At 56.0% G+C, this 17,973-nt stretch carries 18 protein-coding genes; 11 read left to right on the plus strand and 7 right to left on the minus strand.

The window, feature by feature from the left end; genetic code table 11:
• Window positions 1-57 precede the first annotated feature (57 nt).
• Window positions 58-939 (plus strand): LysR family transcriptional regulator, encoded by an 882-nt coding sequence (locus ACTJJI_RS19875; protein WP_440655292.1) that lies wholly within the window; start codon window positions 58-60, stop codon window positions 937-939.
• Between the two features lie 32 nt (window positions 940-971).
• A complete protein-coding gene (locus tag ACTJJI_RS19880) occupies window positions 972-1,766 on the plus strand; it encodes an SDR family NAD(P)-dependent oxidoreductase (RefSeq protein ID WP_047360457.1) in 795 nt (264 codons plus the stop codon).
• Window positions 1,767-1,770: 4 nt separating this feature from the next.
• On the opposite strand, the gene ACTJJI_RS19885 is transcribed toward ACTJJI_RS19880, so the two are convergent.
• Window positions 1,771-2,298, minus strand: coding sequence for an NlpC/P60 family protein (locus ACTJJI_RS19885; RefSeq protein ID WP_043951711.1), 528 nt, complete (start codon window positions 2,296-2,298; stop codon window positions 1,771-1,773).
• Window positions 2,299-2,538: 240 nt separating this feature from the next.
• On the opposite strand from ACTJJI_RS19885, the gene ACTJJI_RS19890 reads away from it, so the two are divergent.
• Window positions 2,539-3,201, plus strand: a complete 663-nt coding sequence (locus ACTJJI_RS19890; protein ID WP_014833632.1) for an HAD family hydrolase — start codon at window positions 2,539-2,541, stop codon at window positions 3,199-3,201.
• A 494-nt stretch (window positions 3,202-3,695) separates the two neighbouring features.
• Here ACTJJI_RS19890 and ACTJJI_RS19895 read toward each other — a convergent pair whose 3' ends face one another.
• Window positions 3,696-4,721 carry a TerC/Alx family metal homeostasis membrane protein gene (locus tag ACTJJI_RS19895; protein ID WP_014833633.1) on the minus strand — a complete coding sequence of 342 codons (1,026 nt, stop codon included), beginning with the start codon at window positions 4,719-4,721 and terminating at the stop codon, window positions 3,696-3,698.
• A gap of 330 nt (window positions 4,722-5,051) precedes the next feature.
• Between ACTJJI_RS19895 and ACTJJI_RS19900 the strand changes: the two genes are divergently transcribed.
• Window positions 5,052-6,386 (plus strand): MFS transporter, encoded by a 1,335-nt coding sequence (locus tag ACTJJI_RS19900; RefSeq protein WP_043951712.1) that lies wholly within the window; start codon window positions 5,052-5,054, stop codon window positions 6,384-6,386.
• Between the two features lie 35 nt (window positions 6,387-6,421).
• On the opposite strand, the gene ACTJJI_RS19905 is transcribed toward ACTJJI_RS19900, so the two are convergent.
• Entirely contained in the window at window positions 6,422-7,159 is a 738-nt protein-coding gene (locus ACTJJI_RS19905; protein WP_014833635.1) for an IclR family transcriptional regulator, read from the minus strand.
• A 169-nt stretch (window positions 7,160-7,328) separates the two neighbouring features.
• Here ACTJJI_RS19905 and ACTJJI_RS19910 point away from each other — a divergent pair, with 169 nt between their 5' ends.
• On the plus strand, window positions 7,329-8,021 hold the full coding sequence (locus ACTJJI_RS19910) for an RraA family protein (protein ID WP_014833636.1): 693 nt from the start codon (window positions 7,329-7,331) through the stop codon (window positions 8,019-8,021).
• Entirely contained in the window at window positions 8,021-8,974 is a 954-nt protein-coding gene (locus ACTJJI_RS19915; protein WP_440655296.1) for a hydroxyacid dehydrogenase, read from the plus strand. The genes ACTJJI_RS19910 and ACTJJI_RS19915 overlap by 1 nt, the downstream gene beginning before the upstream one ends.
• Before the next feature lie 17 nt (window positions 8,975-8,991).
• On the opposite strand, the gene ACTJJI_RS19920 is transcribed toward ACTJJI_RS19915, so the two are convergent.
• Complete coding sequence (locus ACTJJI_RS19920; protein ID WP_440655298.1) at window positions 8,992-10,188, minus strand: NAD(P)/FAD-dependent oxidoreductase; 1,197 nt, start codon at window positions 10,186-10,188, stop codon at window positions 8,992-8,994.
• 228 nt (window positions 10,189-10,416) lie between these two features.
• Between ACTJJI_RS19920 and pitA the strand changes: the two genes are divergently transcribed.
• The 3 genes from pitA (at window position 10,417) to ACTJJI_RS19935 (ending at window position 12,866) form a co-directional block, all read left to right on the plus strand.
• Window positions 10,417-11,916, plus strand: a complete 1,500-nt coding sequence (pitA, locus tag ACTJJI_RS19925; protein WP_014833639.1) for an inorganic phosphate transporter PitA — start codon at window positions 10,417-10,419, stop codon at window positions 11,914-11,916.
• 175 nt (window positions 11,917-12,091) lie between these two features.
• Entirely contained in the window at window positions 12,092-12,481 is a 390-nt protein-coding gene (locus tag ACTJJI_RS19930; protein WP_048972534.1) for a polymorphic toxin type 44 domain-containing protein, read from the plus strand.
• Complete coding sequence (locus tag ACTJJI_RS19935; protein WP_248042142.1) at window positions 12,459-12,866, plus strand: hypothetical protein; 408 nt, start codon at window positions 12,459-12,461, stop codon at window positions 12,864-12,866. The genes ACTJJI_RS19930 and ACTJJI_RS19935 overlap by 23 nt, the downstream gene beginning before the upstream one ends.
• 43 nt (window positions 12,867-12,909) lie before the next feature.
• On the opposite strand, the gene uspB is transcribed toward ACTJJI_RS19935, so the two are convergent.
• Window positions 12,910-13,245 (minus strand): universal stress protein UspB, encoded by a 336-nt coding sequence (gene uspB / locus ACTJJI_RS19940; protein WP_003861224.1) that lies wholly within the window; start codon window positions 13,243-13,245, stop codon window positions 12,910-12,912.
• A gap of 282 nt (window positions 13,246-13,527) precedes the next feature.
• Here uspB and uspA point away from each other — a divergent pair, with 282 nt between their 5' ends.
• Window positions 13,528-13,965 carry a universal stress protein UspA gene (uspA, locus tag ACTJJI_RS19945; RefSeq protein ID WP_003861223.1) on the plus strand — a complete coding sequence of 146 codons (438 nt, stop codon included), beginning with the start codon at window positions 13,528-13,530 and terminating at the stop codon, window positions 13,963-13,965.
• A gap of 66 nt (window positions 13,966-14,031) precedes the next feature.
• On the opposite strand, the gene rsmJ is transcribed toward uspA, so the two are convergent.
• Window positions 14,032-14,796, minus strand: a complete 765-nt coding sequence (gene rsmJ, locus ACTJJI_RS19950) for a 16S rRNA (guanine(1516)-N(2))-methyltransferase RsmJ (RefSeq protein ID WP_043951713.1) — start codon at window positions 14,794-14,796, stop codon at window positions 14,032-14,034.
• A 7-nt stretch (window positions 14,797-14,803) separates the two neighbouring features.
• Window positions 14,804-16,846, minus strand: coding sequence for an oligopeptidase A (gene prlC / locus ACTJJI_RS19955; protein ID WP_014833641.1), 2,043 nt, complete (start codon window positions 16,844-16,846; stop codon window positions 14,804-14,806).
• 213 nt (window positions 16,847-17,059) lie between these two features.
• Here prlC and ACTJJI_RS19960 point away from each other — a divergent pair, with 213 nt between their 5' ends.
• Window positions 17,060-17,902 (plus strand): 23S rRNA (adenine(2030)-N(6))-methyltransferase RlmJ, encoded by an 843-nt coding sequence (locus tag ACTJJI_RS19960; RefSeq protein WP_029883697.1) that lies wholly within the window; start codon window positions 17,060-17,062, stop codon window positions 17,900-17,902.
• Window positions 17,903-17,973 lie beyond the last annotated feature (71 nt).

The raw sequence follows: 17,973 nt of genomic DNA on the forward strand, positions 1-17,973 counted from the left end.
AAAAATGAATGAATAACGCTATTTTTGAATCAAATTCATCCAAATTTTAGATTAATTATGCACAAGACGACGCTCGAACAATGGTCTTTGCTGGAGAGAGTGGTGGACGCGGGCAGCTTTGCCAGAGCAGCGGAAGAGACGCACCGCAGCCAGTCTTCCGTCAGCTATAACCTGTCGCTGTTGCAGGAACGGCTGGGGGTGGCGCTTCTGGTGCAGGAAGGGCGCCGGGCGGTGTTGACCCCTGCCGGGGAACTGCTTCTCAACCAGGTCAAACCGCTGCTGAAAGCCTTTGCCTACGTTGAGACGCGGGCGGCTACCCTGCGCAACGGAATGCGCACGCGACTGGATCTGGTGGTGGACAATATCTTCCCCCGCCGACGTCTGTTCGCCATCCTGCGTCAGTTCCAGCAGCAGTACCCGCAAACGCAGGTGCGCCTCACCGAAGTGCTGGAAAATACCCGCGCCGATGCCATTAACGATGAAGCCGATGTGATGATCCTCACCCGCCGCCAGGATATTACCGGGCTGGGCGAATGGCTGATGAATATCGACTTTATCGCGGTGGCCCATCACCAGCATCCCCTCTTTCAGCTCGACGCACCGCTTAATGACGACATGCTCCGCCCGTGGCCGCTGATCCAGATTGCAGACAACCACTCTTCCGCGCGCGCTGCCGGAGGCTCATGGACCTTCTCCACCATTGACGCCGCCATTGAGGCGGTGATGTCGCAGGTGGGTTACGGCTGGCTGCCGGAGGAGCGCATCCAGGCTCAGCTGGATCAAGGGGTGCTGAAGATGCTGCCGCTCAGTCACGGCGTGCGTCGGGCCACGCCGCTGCACCTGATCGTTAAGCGCTCCCTTCACCCGCTGGACGAACAGGTTGAGACCCTGTTGCGCCTTTTTAGCCAGGAGCCGTCATCGTCACCTGCTACGCTTTAAGGTCCGAACGTTAAAACGATAAGGAGCAGAGGATGAAAATCGACTTTACGGGAAAAGTGGCGCTGGTTACCGCCTCCACCGGCGGGATCGGCTTCGCCATTGCCAGAGGGCTGGCCGAAAGCGGTGCGGAAGTGATCGTCAATGGCCGCAGTACGGAGTCGGTGAATAAAGGTATTCAGCAGCTGCAGCAGGTGGTGCCGGGCGTGCAGGTGCGTGCCGCGATAGCCGATCTCAGCACGCCGGAAGGGGTCGAGTCGCTGCTGAAGGTGGCGAGCAACGTCGACATTCTGGTCAACAATGCCGGGATTTACGGGCCGCAGGATTTTTACGCCACCGACGATGACACCTGGGAGCGTTACTGGCAGACCAACGTGATGTCCGGCGTGCGTCTCTCACGCGCGCTGCTGCCCGGTATGGTGCAGAAAGGCTGGGGCCGCGTGGTATTTATCTCCTCCGAGTCGGCCTGCAATATCCCGGCGGACATGATCCACTACGGCGTGACCAAAACGGCGCAGCTCTCGCTGGCACGCGGACTGGCGAAGTTCGTGGCGGGCAGCGGCGTGACGGTCAACAGCGTATTGCCGGGGCCGACGATGTCTGACGGATTCGCGGAGATGATGAAAGACGAGATCGAAAAAACCGGTAAATCGCTGGAACAACTGGCAAAAGAGTTTGTGATGGCCAACCGCCCCAGCTCGGTGATCCAGCGTGCGGCCACGGTTGAAGAGGTGGCCAATATGGTGGTGTATGTCTGCTCAGCGCAGGCCTCCGCCACCTCGGGCGCGGCGTTACGCGTCGACGGTGGCGTGGTGGATGACATTATCTGAGTGGTCAGGTCTCACTGCCTGCAACCCGGCGGGCAGTAATATAGCGCGCCTGCCAGTAGCTATCGTTCAGGGTGGACACCGTCACGCCCTGACTGCTTGAGGCATGAATAAACTGGCTACCGCCAATATAGACGCCCACGTGCTTTTGGTTCGGGCCGGTCCGGAAGAACACCAGATCCCCGGCCCGAAGCCGGTACTGTGCGACCTTCACGCCACGATGGATCTGCTCGCTTGTCGTACGCGGCAGGCTGAGATGTGCGGCATCGCTGAACAGATGTTGCATCAGCGCGGAACAGTCCACCCCGCGATGCGTGGAGCCGCCCCACTGATAGTGCGTGCCTTTCCATTTCTGATACTGGTCAAGAATACGTGAGCGCAGCGGAGCCGCTTGCGGGTGAAGCAACGCCGATTTCGCCGGCGTTCCCGCGAGGTCGTGGTTCATCGATAGCATGGATGCGGGCAGCTGAAAACTGAACGCGGAAAACGAGGCAAAACTTAACGAGAGTATTGAAATAAGCGATCTGAACGTCATATCAAGAGAGAAAAAGTGAGTGAATTTTTCCTTACCGGTGGAGGCCAACGTTCCTCCCAAATATCTTTCGATGCGGCGATAATATAGACAGCTCACTTTTTACCCAATCATTATCGGGTCTGTTTTTGGACTCCTCGGTTGGGTCGCAAGAATGAGAAAAAAAAGCACATGGTTTAAGGACTGTGGCGCCAAAGCAGGTAAACTAATGAGCAGAATGTGTATTTCAGCTAAGACGTATTTATGACCAATATGATTGCCGACGAGGCCGTGGCCAAATCCAACGTGCTCTCTGTCTTCGACTTTGATGGAACGTTAACGCACCACGACAGCTTCATCCCTTTCCTGCGTTTTGCCTTCGGCAAACGTTATTTCGCAGGCCGTCTGGTGCGTATGGCGCTACCGACGCTGCACTGCGTGCGCCGCAAGCTAACGCGCGATGAGCTGAAAGAGGTACTGATTAAGACCTTCCTGACGGGCGTGGATGAGCACTGGCTACGACAGCAGGCGGAAGCGTTTTGCGAAAAATACTGGGACAAGCTGATGCGCCCCGAAGGGGTGCTGGCGGTGGCGGCTGAAGTGAACTCCGGTGCGGAAGTGACGATCTGCTCCGCCTCTCCTGCTCTGGTGCTCCAGCCGTGGGCTGACAAACTCGGCATCAAGCTGATTGGCACGCAACTGGAAGTGAAAAACGGCAAGCTGACCGGGCGCATTACCGGCAACAACTGCCGCTGCGCCCAGAAAGTCGCCAGACTGGAAAAGGTGTATGGCAATCTGAACGCGTACCACCTGCGCGCCTGGGGTGATACCCGTGGCGACCATGAACTGCTGGCGGCTGCGCAGGATCCACACTGGCGGCACTTCCATCATCCGCGCAAGCGCCGCAACTCACCGATTAAGGGTTAGGTGCGGTCTGGTGCCCTCACCCCGGCCCTCTCCCACAGGGCTGAGGGTTCCCCACAAAATAATGCCTGCACGGAGAACTCCCTCTCCCTTGAGGGAGAGGGCTGGGGTGAGGGGGAACATATGGCTGTAGAGGTCATTCCGTTCACTTTATGTTCCTTGCTACTCTGTAACGGCATGACTTGTGAACGTGCCAGGGCGGCTCAATCGCCGCCGCCCTGGCGACCCGGGCTCCCGGCGGTAAATCGCCGCTTCGCGGTGCCTTCGGCTTATTCCTTCCGGCTTATCGGGGACGGGCGGATGTAACGTCCCTGTAAAGCCGCCCTCTCGGCGCATCCATGCGCCTCGCCCCGGCCTGCAGGGAACGCCTCAGCGATTTACAGCCGGACCAGGGCGTCGCTGTAAATCATTCATTTTCCTGAAATAACATTCGTCGCTTTTGGTAAAAAATTACTGGGGAACCCTCAGCCCACAGGGAGAGGGAGAAGAGCGGTGCATCAGGCCTCACGTTTCCCAGGGAACATCACGCTCGCAATAATCCCCAGCGCCAGCACGCCTAATACCACGAACAGACTGGTCGTCGCGCCAATGCTGTAGCCGTGGTGCCAGAAGTGGTCCGTCGCATTCAAACCGAGCTTGAACGCCACGAAGAACAGCAGCAGGACCACCGCTTTCTCCAGATGAACCAGATATTGCTTCAGCGCTTCCAGTACGAAATAGAGCGTACGCAGGCCGAGGATGGCAAACATCATCGCGCTGTAGATAATCAGCGGCTCGCGGCTGACGGCGATAATAGCCGGTACGGAGTCAAACGCGAACATCACATCGGACAGCTCCACGACCGCCACGCAAAGCAATAATGGCGTCGCGTAACGCTTCGCTTTTTTGACGCGCCCAACCATCACGTCCTGGTTTTCCGGTTTTTCCAGCTCCGCATCCACCTCTTTCTGCGTCAGAATGAAGGCGTGGCTGCTGATTTTCGGCCAGACAGGATAAAAACGCTTCACCAGCCGATAGGCCAGATGCCCGGAGTAATCTTCAACCTCGTCGCTCTCTTCGTTGCGCCTGAGCATCATCACCGCCGTCCAGCCAACAACCAGCGCGAAAATAACCTCCACGTACGGCCCCAGACTCAGCAGGCTGGTCCCAATGGCCACGAAGATACCGCGGAAGACAATGGCCCCCAGTACGCCCCAGTAAAGCACGCGGTGACGGTACTTATCTGGTACACCGAACCAGGCGAAAATCGCCATCATCACAAACAGGTTATCGACCGAGAGCACCTCTTCCAGCGCATAGCCGGTGAGGAACAGGCTCGCCATCTCGGCGCCGTGATGAACATACAGGAACCCGGCAAACGCCATCGCCATCGAGAACCAGAAAACGGACCACATCGCGGCACTTTTCAGCGAGACAGGCTTATCGTGACGGTGCATGAAGAGGTCGATAAACATCGCCCCGACAGCCATCACCACAAAGACAACAACGGTTTCCGTCGGGAAACCGAGATGAGCAGCAGACATACACAACCCTTTTTTAGAGGCAAAACACAAAAACCATGCAGACTGGCATATGCCAGCAGAGAAAAAGATGGAACGGTTTTACACCGGTTCCCCCCTTCAAACCGCAGCGCTGTGGCTGCGCAAGGCGTGTACTTTACCTCACAATGTGGGGTGACGCATCTGCCGTTTAGGCGCTTTGCGTAACGCGCCTGATATGTGAGTCACCTCTTATTTACATAATTTAAACCTTCCATTCACTGGATAAAAATAACGCAACGTCGCTATAGTGGTTTTGTTAAATAAAACTGAGTTGTACCTGATAAAACCAAGAACAGACCCTGCGAGGACACAATGACAGAACAAACGCGTTATGGCGCTACCACCAGTGAGGGGATAGAAAAGGAGACGATGCGGAAGGTCATCTGGCGTATCCTGCCGTTTCTCATCGTCAGCTATCTGATCTCCATTATCGATCGCGGGAACATCGGCATGGCATCGCTGCAGATGAATGAGGATCTCGGTCTCAGCAAAGCGGCATTTGGTTTCGCCAGCAGTCTCTACTTTGTGGCCTATTTTTTGTTTGAAGTGCCAAGCAACCTGGCGATGCAAAAAGTCGGCGCACGACTGTGGATCCCGCGCATCATGATTAGCTGGGGCATTGTGTCCATGTGTATGTCGCTGGTCCAGAACACCACGTCGCTCTATATCGTCCGTTTTCTTCTCGGCGCCGCAGAGGCGGGCTTCTTCCCTGGCGTCGTGCTTTATCTGACCTGGTGGATCCCTTCCCGCTATCGCGCACGCATTATTGCCTCCTTTATGGTCGCCATCCCACTCGCCAACTTCATCGGCTCCCCGCTTTCCGGGTTGATACTGTCGATGGACGGCTGGCTGGGTCTGCGTGGCTGGCACCTGCTGTTTATCATTGAAGGTTTGCCCGCCGTACTGCTCGGCATTGCCGCCTGGTTTATTCTCCGCGATCGCCCTCATCAGGCGAACTGGCTCAGCAGTGAACAAAAGCAATGGCTGGAAACCACGCTGGAAAACGAGCGCAATCAGCAAAAGAATATTGGACATCAAACGACGTGGCAGTTATTGAAACATCGCCAAATCTGGCTGCTGGCGCTGATTTACGCTGGCGCATCGTCTGCTGGCACCACCATCAGCGTATGGTCTCCTCAACTGCTGAAATCCTTCCATCTCAATAATCTTGAGACAGGCCTGTTCAACGCCATCCCGTACGGTCTGGCATCCGTACTCATGATTGTATGGGGACGAAGTTCTGACCGAACCAACGAACGCCGCTGGCATACTGCGCTGACGCTTTTCATGATTGCCGCAGGCGTATTTGCCGCATTTGTCAGCGTCTCCCTTGCTGCCACCATTGTTATTCTCAGCATCATGCTCATCGGCGCTTATTCAATGAAAGGGCCTTTCTGGGCGCTGGCGTCCGGCTGGATGAGCAGTACCTCGGCGGCTGCAGGACTCGCCGCAATTGGCGCTATTGCTAACCTGATCGGCGGCGCGGTCATGGTCAATGCATACGGTATTATTAATGAGCGGACGGGCAGCTACACGCTGGCGATGCTTCCGCTGGCGGCGCTGTGTGTGGCGGGAGGTATCGCAGTACTCATTATGGGACGACAGGCCCGTAACGCTCAGCTACACGAAAATCAGGTCACGCATTAGCAATGACAAAAGCGGGACGCGTGTCCCGCTTTTCGTTAACGGTTTTCTTCCGCGGTATCGCTCGTTTCCCCGTAGAACTGCTGACAGAAGGGCTTACTGGCCCCCATTTTCTGTGACAGGCGGCTGGCGGTGTCGTGCATCAACTGACGAATACCTTGCTCCCTGCGATCTTCCGTCAGTCGTGAGATGGGACCGGTCAGTGCCAGCGCCGCAATCAGTTTGTCATGAACGCCGAAGACGGGCATCGCAAACGCAGCGGTATGGGGATCGCGGGCACCTGCCGTGTAGAGCGGAAGCGCAGGCTCACCGCCCGGCAGGGGCTCATTGAGGCCCCAATGGCGTAGAACCTTACTGATAGCAGAATCGTCCAGCGGGAACTGGGTGCCGGGGAGATTGCTGTGACGGAGCCCATGTGACGCTTCTGCCCTAAACAGGCACAGACGTTGCCCGCCTTCTAATACATACCAGCTGGCGCTCTCCTGGGAAGCCAGAGACAAGGCCTGAAGTTCCGGCTGAACCACCCGGGAAAGATGGAAAGATTGTTCATACAGCTTACCGAGATAAAGCAGACGAGGGCCAAGCGCATAATTGCCGTCATCATGCCTGACGACATAGTTCATCCGTTCAAGAGAGTTCATTAAGCGGTAAACCGTGGTTTTGTGGTAACCCGATAGCTGCGCCAGGGCGGTTAACGTCAGGCTTTCATCGCCAGGACGGAAGCAATCCAGTAAAGCCAGCGCTTTTTCAACCGCTACAACGCCTTCATTCCCCATCATTATCTCCTTTTCAGCCCGGCAGAGAGTGTACCTCAAATTTTGTGAGTCACTTCGTGTTTACATCACAAACCCCTTCTCAGGTCTGGCTAAAAGGAAAGCAACACCGCTATAGTTGTTTTGTATTGTACACCTGCATTGTACACAGTAAAACAATATGGAGAGCGTCATGTCCGTTTCTGAAAAATCATTGATCAATCGCCAGTTCGAACGCGTTTCAGCTGAAGAGGTCCGCCAGGCCGCCGAATATCAGGCTGCCATACTGGCGGATGTCGCCGGGCGCCGCGGTACGCTGCATGGACGAATCAAACCGTTGGCATCGCACATGGCCGTTGCGGGTCCGGCAGTTACCGTTGAGGTGCGTCCCGGGGATAATCTGGCCATTCATGCCGCGATGGCCGTTGCCCAGCCCGGCGATGTGCTGGTCGTCGATGGCAAAGGCGATCTGAGCTGCGCGCTACTGGGTGAAATCATGGCAACCCAGGCTCAGGCGAGCGGTATTGCAGGGATCATTATCGACGGAGCGGTACGTGACGCCGACACACTGAGCAAGGGTAACTATCCCGTTTTCTCTGCGGGTCTGAATCCCTGCGGCCCGACAAAGTCCATTTCTGGCCGGGTGAACCATCCCATTTCCGTTGCCGGGGCGACAGTGCAGGCCGGAGATTTGGTCGTGGCCGATATCGACGGCGTGGTGGTGATCCCACGCGAGGACGTTAAGCAGATAATCCGTCTGGCAAAAGAGAAGCTCGAGATGGAGACCAAACGTCTTGCTGCTATCCGTGAGGGCGATTTACGCCCACACTGGCTCAATGACGCGCTGCGTAAGGCGGGCATGCTGGCAGACGGGGAGACGCTGTAATGACTAATAAGAAGGTAGTCCTGGTAACCGGGAGCGACCTGGCAGAGCAAGCCATGGCGATATTGCACGACTTTGAGGTGGTATTTGCGGGTCGTCAGCCCACGGAGGATGAGCTGATTGCACTGTGTGAACAGTATAATCCGGTGGCAATACTGGTACGTTACGGCAAGATTAGCGCGAAAATCATGGATGCAGCACCAGCCCTGCAGGTTATTTCCAAGCACGGAAGCGGGATCGATGTGATAGACCAGGTGGCAGCGGCTGAGCGTAATATCGCCGTCCGCTCTGCACCGGGAGCTAACGCGGCGGCGGTGGCTGAACACACCTGGGCGTTGATTCTCGCCTGCGCCAAATCCGTGGTGTCCCTGGACACGCGACTGCGCGAAGGGCACTGGGACAAAGCCACGCATAAATCCATCGAACTGGAGGGGCAAACGCTGGGGCTGATCGGGCTGGGGGCGATTGGCTCGCGGGTGGCGAAGATAGGGCACGTCTTTGGTATGCGGGTTCTGGCTTACGATCCCTTCGCTAAAACAATGCCTGACGTGTGCCAGCGCGCTGACACCCTGACCGACCTTCTTTCCCGTTCCGATGTGATTTCGTTGCATTGTCCGCTCACCGACGAAAATCGGGGCATGATCAATGCAGAGACGCTCGCATACGTTAAGCGAAACGCTATTCTGGTGAATACGGCACGCGGCGGCTTGATTGACGATCGTTCATTGCTCGCGGCGCTAAAGAATCGAACCTTGCACAGCGCGGGGCTGGACAGCTTTACCAGCGAACCCCTGACCGCTCCGCACCTCTGGCAGGGGGTCGAGAACGTCATTATCTCCCCTCATATTGGCGGCGTCAGCGCAGCGTCGTATATCAAAATGGGTACTGTGGCGGCCAGCAATATTGTAGACGTTGTGCGTGAAGCTGAAGAAACAACGCTTACCGCGAGCCGCTAATCCAAAAATGGACTCCCTCAGGGCTTCTCTGCCAGCGCCTGCGCACACGCCCAGGCACTGGCCCACGCCCACTGGAAATTATACCCGCCGAGCCAGCCGGTCACATCCATCACTTCACCGATGAAGTAGAGCCCCGGCACATTGCGCGCTTCCATGGTGCGAGAGGAGAGCTCATTCGTGTCGACGCCGCCCAGCGTGACCTCCGCCGTGCGGTAGCCTTCGGTGCCGTTGGGCTGCACACGCCAGTTTGTCAGGGTCTCTACCAGCGTCTCCTGCTCGCGGCTGTTAAGCTGCTTAAGGGAAACATCAGGGATCTGCCCTAACCCCTGCAAACACTCCACCAGACGCTTTGGCAACTGCATCGCCAGGGTATTTTTCAGGCTCTGATTCGGGTGCGCCGCACGTTGTTCATTGAGGAACGCATCCAGATCGCACTCCGGCAGCAGGTTAACCGTGACGAACTCGCCCGGCTGCCAGTAGCTGGAGATTTGCAGCACCGCCGGCCCCGAGAGGCCACGATGGGTAAAGAGCAGGTTTTCGCGGAACACCGTTCCGTCTTCGGCGGTAATAACGGAAGGTACAGAAACGCCAGAAAGCGTCTGAAGCTGTTCCAGAAGCGGTTTGTGCAGAGTAAAAGGAACCAGTCCCGCACGCGTTGGCAGCACCTTCAGGCCAAACTGCTCGGCAATTTTGTAGCCGAATGGCGAGGCGCCCAGCCCCGGCATCGACAGACCGCCGCTGGCAATGACCAGGTTATCGGCGCTGACGGTTTCACCGTTGAGCTGCAGCGTATAGCCCTGCTCGTCGCGCGCCACCTCCAGCACTTCCGTGCGCAGGCGCATCACCACGCCGCCCTTCTCGCACTCGGTCACCAGCATATCGACAATCTGCTGCGCGGAGTCGTCGCAGAACAGCTGTCCCAGCGTCTTCTCATGCCACGCGATGCCGTGCTTACCCACCAGCTCGATAAAGTCCCACTGGGTATAACGCGCCAGCGCAGATTTACAAAAATGGCGGTTCTGGCTCAGATAGGCCGCAGGTTCGACATACAGGTTCGTAAAGTTGCAGCGACCGCCGCCAGACATCAGGATCTTGCGCCCGGGCTTTTTACCGTTATCCAGCAGCAGCACGCGACGACCCGCCTGTCCGGCCATCGCCGCACAAAACATACCCGCCGCACCGGCGCCAATTACCACGGCATCAAACCTTTCCACGTCAAACCCCTCTTTGTTCACTGCCGCGGATTGTAAAGTTTCCTCTGTGGTCACACCAGCGTAAAAAGATATTACAAAGCCATTTCATTGAAATTTAAAGAATATCCTTTCAGGCACTTTTCCCAAATCAGGTGGTATGTCAAAAAAAGTCTATATTTCACTTTGCCCGCCGCGCATTTGTCCTGGATAATGCGCCGCGTTCATGTCCTCAAAATGGCGTAACGTCCTATGCTACATTTGTTTGCCGGCCTGGATTTACATACCGGGCTTTTATTATTGCTTGCTCTGGTTTTTGTACTGTTTTACGAAGCGATCAACGGCTTCCACGACACTGCAAACGCAGTAGCAACGGTTATCTACACTCGCGCAATGCGATCGCAACTGGCGGTCGTGATGGCGGCGGTATTTAACTTTTTTGGTGTCCTTCTGGGTGGACTGAGCGTTGCGTATGCCATTGTGCATATGCTGCCAACGGATCTGCTGCTTAACGTAAGTTCTGGCCATGGCCTCGCTATGGTGTTCTCAATGCTGCTTGCTGCAATTATCTGGAACCTCGGTACCTGGTATTTCGGCCTGCCTGCATCCAGTTCTCACACCCTCATCGGCGCCATTATCGGTATCGGGTTAACCAACGCCCTGATGACCGGCACTTCCGTCGTTGATGCGCTGAATATCCCGAAAGTATTGGGCATTTTCGGCTCTCTGATCATCTCGCCTATCGTCGGTCTGGTGGTTGCAGGTGGGTTAATCTTTATCCTGCGTCGCTACTGGAGCAACACGAAAAAACGTGCGCGTATCCACCTGACGCCAGCAGAGCGTGAGAAGAAAGACGGCAAGAAAAAGCCGCCATTCTGGACACGTATCGCCCTGATCATCTCCGCCATCGGCGTGGCCTTCTCTCACGGTGCGAACGACGGCCAGAAAGGCATTGGTCTGGTGATGCTGGTACTGATTGGTGTTGCGCCAGCGGGCTTCGTGGTCAACATGAATGCTTCCGGATACGAAATCACCCGTACCCGTGATGCCATCAACAACGTTGAAGTTTACTTCCAGCAGCATCCCGATCTGCTGAAGAAAGCAACCGGCGTTGACCAGCTGATCCCGTCTCCTGAAGCGGGTGCGACCACCGCACCAGGTGAGTTCCACTGCCATCCGGCTAACGCGATTAACGCACTGGAACGTGCCAAGGGCATGCTGGGCGATATCGAAAGCTACGACAAACTGGCCGTTGAACAGCGTGGTCAGCTGCGTCGCATTATGCTCTGCATCTCTGACGTGACCGACAAAGTCGCGAAGCTGCCAGACGTGAATGCTGACGACAAGCGTCTGCTGAAGAAACTGAAAAGCGATATGCTCAACACCATTGAGTACGCGCCAATCTGGATCATCATGGCTGTCGCGCTGGCACTGGGTATCGGTACGATGATTGGCTGGCGTCGTGTGGCAACCACCATCGGCGAGAAGATCGGTAAGAAAGGCATGACCTATGCGCAGGGCATGTCCGCGCAGATGACGGCGGCGGTCTCTATCGGTCTGGCAAGCTACACCGGTATGCCGGTCTCCACCACCCACGTACTCTCTTCGTCCGTGGCAGGTACCATGATTGTTGATGGCGGCGGTCTGCAACGCAAAACCGTGACCAACATTCTGATGGCCTGGGTATTTACGCTTCCGGCGTCTATCCTGCTCTCGGGTGGGTTGTACTGGATTGCGCTGAAGCTGATTTAATCGGTGAGATGCGACAAAAAAGCGGGTCAGGAAACTGACCCGCTTTTTTTATGGCTGCTATTTGTCATGAGGTATTTGATAACATGAGGATTTTCTGAACATTTTTTGCTCAAGTTCAAAACACAAAAAAAACTATCATGGCGACCAGAAGAAACATCCAGACAAAGGAGAATGTATGGCTTCTGTCCCTATTTCAGGACCGGGTTCAATCGTTATAGCGAACAATATGCGTGAGGCACGCCTTAATGGAATGTCACGCAATATGGCCACGCCCTCAACGTATTATTGGTTCTATCAAAAAGTCCGGAATGGCGGGCCCTGGGATTATAAAAAATTCGACCCATATTTTGCTGCATTTGGTAACTTCAACTTCGGAGCCGCCGGTACTGCGGCAGGTATCCCTGCAACCATCCTTCTTATGGGAGCAGGCTGGGCTCAAGGCCGGGCAGGTACCTCAAAACCGAAATGGGGAAAATGGTACGAAAAGCCGCCTTACGGAGACGACCCAACGGACCAACGCAACATCAGAGAAGGAATCGAGTATGCCATTCAAAACGGCTATTAAATGGATTCATCGCCTTGTTACCGTTTCGCTTCTGGCAATGGTCATTGGATTTCTCTGGTTAAACCATCAGCCCAATCAGCGAAAAAGCGATGAGCTACAGCGCGTTTATAAATTATCCGATAGCGTCTGGCTCTATATGACCGTGAACAATCAGGGTGGTACAACCGTACCAACAATCTACCGTTACTATCTCTCGGGGGCGCTCTCAGGGAAAGATGCTGACATTATCCATCAGCTTGCTATGAAGTATCCGGTCATCGAAGGTACAGGCACGATTACCTCAGCCAGTATTGATACAAGCGGGGAAGTGAAAATTGCCTATAGCGGGAAGGTTATTTCTATTGAGAACAATATCACCGATCTCCGGTTCTCAGTTAAGCCCTGAGCCAGATGAAAGAAGGCGGGGCTTACCCCGCCTGCTGTAATACTCAGTGCCAAATCATTAAGGCAATCATACTGACGACGACCAGGCCACACAGGGCGCTGGTCAAAATGAACTGGCGACGCAGGCGCTCGCAGCGGCGGATAAACTCTTCATCGTGATGATCCCGGTAACGCTGGTAGTAGATATATCCCACCAGACGCATCTGCTTGCTGGGCTGTCCATGCGAGGTGAAGAACCCTCCACCGTCCACATACTGATAAAGCAACGGATCGCAACCACGAAGTACCACTAACAGCGCACGTAACGATGAGAAGTAGCGCGCCATATTCACTATGCAAACTACGCATAACGCCCAAAACAATGCGACGGTGCTAATCATACATCCTCCCCGGCGTCCGCCCACGAAGCAAGGCTTCTGAGCTACCGCACCCCAATGCCCTGACAGACAGTTCAGTGAAAGAATGACCAAAAGTCGATCCGGTTCGCGTTTTAATATCCGAACGGCTCATTAAATAGTGTAGGAGATCCGTTAATTTTTTTGCCACAAGGTTAATCGTTATCAACACCAAAGCTTGAAAATTTTGTTTAACTGGGCCGTAATGAAAGCATCAGACGACGGCTTTCTGTTTAGTCATCGATAACTTAAGGAAGGAGTAACACTATGGCTTACAAACACATTCTCATCGCGGTAGACCTCTCTCCGGAGAGCAAAGTGCTGGTTGATAAAGCAGTATCCATGGCACGTCCCTACAACGCGAAAGTTTCGCTGATTCACGTTGATGTGAATTACTCCGACCTTTACACCGGTCTGATCGACGTTAATCTCGGCGATATGCAGAAGCGCATCTCCGAAGAAACTCACCACGCCCTGAGCGAACTGTCCACCAACGCGGGTTACCCGATCACTGAAACCTTAAGCGGTAGCGGCGATCTGGGCCAGGTGCTGGTCGATGCGATCAAGAAATACGATATGGATCTGGTGGTTTGCGGTCACCATCAGGACTTCTGGAGCAAGCTGATGTCCTCAGCGCGTCAGCTGATCAACACCGTTCATGTGGATATGCTGATTGTTCCACTGCGTGATGAAGAAGACGAGTAAGTGCATTAAATTCCCCTCACCCTAACCCTCTCCCACAGGGAGAGGGAAGGATCGAGCCCCTCGCCCCTATGGGGAGAGGGGTTGGGGTGAGGGGATATAAATATCAAACCGGTGCCCTTTGGTGGTCACCGCGTTGGTCGTCGCAACGTCCGCCAGCGGCGGCGCGTAGTCCGGGCGCTTCACCACCACCCGCTTCGTCGCGAGCTGACGAGCAGGCTCCAGCAGGCCGTCCGCATCCAGATCCGGCCCCACCAGCGACTGAAACACCCGCATCTCTTTTTTCACCAGCGCGCTTTTCTGCTTATGCGGGAACATCGGGTCGAGATAGACCACCTGCGGGCGCGGGGTGATATCGGTCAACGCCGTCAGGCTGGAGACGTGGATCAGCTGTAAACGTTCCTGCAACCACGGGCCGATTTCCGGGTCCGCGTAGCCACGGGTCAGGCCGTCATCCAGCAACGCGGCCACCACCGGATTGCGCTCCAGCATTCGCACATGACAGCCCACCGAGGCCAGCACAAACGCATCACGCCCCAGCCCTGCCGTGGCATCCACCACGTCCGGAAGATAGCTTCCCTTGATACCGACCGCTTTGGCCACCGCTTCACCGCGGCCACCGCCAAACTTGCGCCGGTGTGCCATCGCGCCCCCGACAAAGTCGACAAAAATCCCGCCGAGTTTCGGTTCGTCGCGCTTACGTAATTCGAGATGCTCTGGCGTCATCACCAGCGCCATCAGGTTTTCTTCATCGTGCTCCAGCCCCCAGCGGGCCGCCAGAACAGATAAGGCGCCGTCTCCGGCGCCTGTTTCATCCACTAAGCAGATCTTCACGTAGCAATCAGCCTTTGATCCCGTAATGCTCCAGCATCGCATCCAGCTGCGGCTCGCGGCCACGGAAGCGTTTGAACAGCTCCATCGGCTCTTCTGAACCGCCGCGGGTCAGGATGTTATCGAGGAACGACTGACCGGTTTCACGGTTGAAGATCCCTTCCTCTTCGAAGCGAGAGAAGGCATCCGCCGCCAGGACATCGGCCCACAGGTAGCTGTAATAACCTGCCGCATAGCCGCCCGCGAAGATATGGCTGAACGCGTGCGGGAAGCGACCCCAGGTTGGCCCTGGAATAACAGCGACCTGCTTTTTAATCTCAGCCAGGGTTTCGAGGATTTTTGCCCCCTGCGCCGGGCTAAACTCGGCGTGCAGGCGGAAGTCGAACAGGCCGAACTCCAGCTGGCGCAGAATAAACATTGCCGCCTGGTAGTTCTTGGCAGCCAGCATTTTATCCAGCAGTTCTTTCGGCAGCGGTTCACCGGTCTCGTAGTGGCCGGAGATAAACGCCAGCGCGTCCGGCTCCCAGCACCAGTTTTCCATAAACTGGCTTGGCAGCTCGACCGCATCCCACGGCACACCGCTGATACCGGCCACGCCTGCAGTTTCGATGCGGGTCAGCATATGGTGCAGACCGTGACCGAACTCATGGAACAGGGTGATCACTTCATCGTGGGTGAACAGCGCAGGCTTGCCGTTTACCGGGCGGTTGAAGTTACAGGTCAGGTAAGCGACAGGCTTCTGCAGGGAACCGTCCGCTTTACGCATCTGGCCGACGCAGTCATCCATCCACGCCCCGCCGCGCTTGTTCTCACGGGCGTAGAGGTCGAGGTAGAAGCTGCCGCGCAGTTCGTTTTTCTCGTCATACAGCTCGAAGAAACGCACGTCCGGGTGCCAGACGTCGATATCGGTACGCTCTTTGGCGGTGATGCCGTAGATGCGTTTCACCACTTCGAACAGGCCGTTAACGGCTTTGTTTTCCGGGAAGTACGGGCGCAGCTGCTCGTCGCTGATGCTGTAGAGGTGCTGCTTTTGTTTTTCGCTGTAATACGCGATGTCCCACGGCTGCAGCTCATCCACGCCGAACTCCGCTTTGGCGAAGGCGCGCAGCTGGGCCAGCTCTTTTTCACCCTGAGGACGGGCGCGTTTCGCCAGATCCGTCAGGAAATCGAGCACCTGCTGCGGGTTCTCGGCCATTTTGGTAGCGAGGGATTTGTCCGCGTAGCTGTCAAAGCCCAGCAGTTGTGCCAGCTCGTGACGCAGGGCGAGGATTTCCGCCATCACCGGGCTGTTATCCCACTTCCCGGCATTCGGCCCCTGATCGGAGGCGCGGGTGCTGTAGGCGCGGTACATTTCTTCACGCAATGCCTGGTTGTCGCAGTAGGTCATCACCGGCAGATAGCTTGGGATATCCAGGGTTAACAGGAAACCGTCCTGCTCTTTCGCTTCGGCCTGGGCTTTTGCCGCCGCCAGTGCGCTTTCCGGCATACCCGCCAGCTCTGCTTCATCGGTGATCAGCTTCGTCCAGCCCATCGTGGCGTCGAGCACATTATTGCTGTACTGGTTACCCAGCTCAGACAGGCGCGCTGCGATTTCGCCATAGCGAACCTGCTTCTCTTTTGGCAGGCCAATCCCGGACAGTTCAAAATCACGCAGGGCGTTATCGACGGATTTTTTCTGCGCGGTGTTCAGTTCGGCATAGTGGTCGCCGTCGCGCAGATCGCGATACGCCTTGTAAAGCCCCTCGTGCTGGCCGACCCAGGTGCTGTACTCAGAGAGCAGCGGCAGGGTTTGTTCATAGGCTTCACGCAGCTCCGGGCTGTTTTTTACCGAGTTGAGGTGGCTTACCGGGGAGAAGATACGCCCCAGCACGTCATCCACTTCGGCCAGCGGCTGACACAGATTTTCCCAGGTGTACGGCCCGCCCTGCGCGACCACGCTTTCTACCGCCGCGCGGCAGTTGTCCAGCGCTTGCGTAACGGCTGGAACCACATGCTCAGGGAGGATTTTAGAAAACGGTGGCAACGAAAAAGGCGTCAGTAATGGATTGGTCATAAACGCTGTCCTGTTGAATTTGATGAATGAAGCGCGCATCCGGCGCTGTGCATATGGTTCAGTAATGGGGTTAAGTGTAGAGGATTTCAATGCCGGGCGTTGCGCTTTCGCGGCCGTGGAAACTTTTCTGTATACTGTGGCGATACGCTCTATTTTTGCCCGATGGCGCTACGCTTATCGGGCCTACGTTGACTACCCGGAACACATTCATCCATGCTCAGTTATCGCCACAGCTTTCACGCAGGCAACCACGCCGACGTCCTCAAACACACCGTTCAGAGCCTGATCATCGAATCACTCAAAGAGAAAGAGAAGCCGTTTCTCTATCTGGACACCCACGCGGGCGCGGGCCGCTATCAGCTGAGCGGCGAACACGCCGAGCGTACCGGTGAATATCTGGAAGGGATCGCCCGTATCTGGCAGCAGGACGATCTGCCTGCCGAACTGGAGCCATACATTGGTGTGGTGAATCATTTCAACCGCAACGGCCAGCTGCGCTACTACCCGGGCTCGCCATTGATTGCCCGTCAGCTGCTGCGTGAGCAGGACAGCCTGCAGTTAACAGAGCTGCACCCAAGCGATTTCCCGCTGCTGCGTTCTGAGTTTCAGAAAGACAGCCGCGCCCGCGTGGACAAAGCCGATGGCTACCTGCAGCTGAAAGCCAAGCTGCCGCCGGTCTCCCGTCGCGGCCTGGTGCTGATCGACCCGCCATACGAAATCAAAACCGACTATCAGGCGGTGGTCACCGGCATTAACGAAGGTTACAAACGTTTTGCGACCGGCACCTACGCCCTGTGGTACCCGGTGGTTCTGCGCGCGCAGATCAAGCGCATGATCAAAGATCTGGAAGCGACCGGCATCCGCAAAATCCTGCAGATTGAGCTGGCCGTCCGTCCGGACAGCGACCAGCGCGGCATGACCGCCTCCGGCATGATTGTCATTAACCCGCCATGGAAGCTCGAAGCGCAGATGAACAACGTTCTGCCGTGGCTGCATAAAACCCTGGTACCTGCCGGGACAGGTCACGCCACCGTCAGCTGGATCGTGCCAGAGTAATCGCAGCCATCGGTGGAAACTATTGATTTCAGGTATACAATCGCGGCAATTCACGATTAAGGATAAAAGCT

This window comes from Enterobacter sp. 22466 (assembly GCF_052044775.1).
Lineage (GTDB): Bacteria > Pseudomonadota > Gammaproteobacteria > Enterobacterales > Enterobacteriaceae > Enterobacter > Enterobacter dissolvens.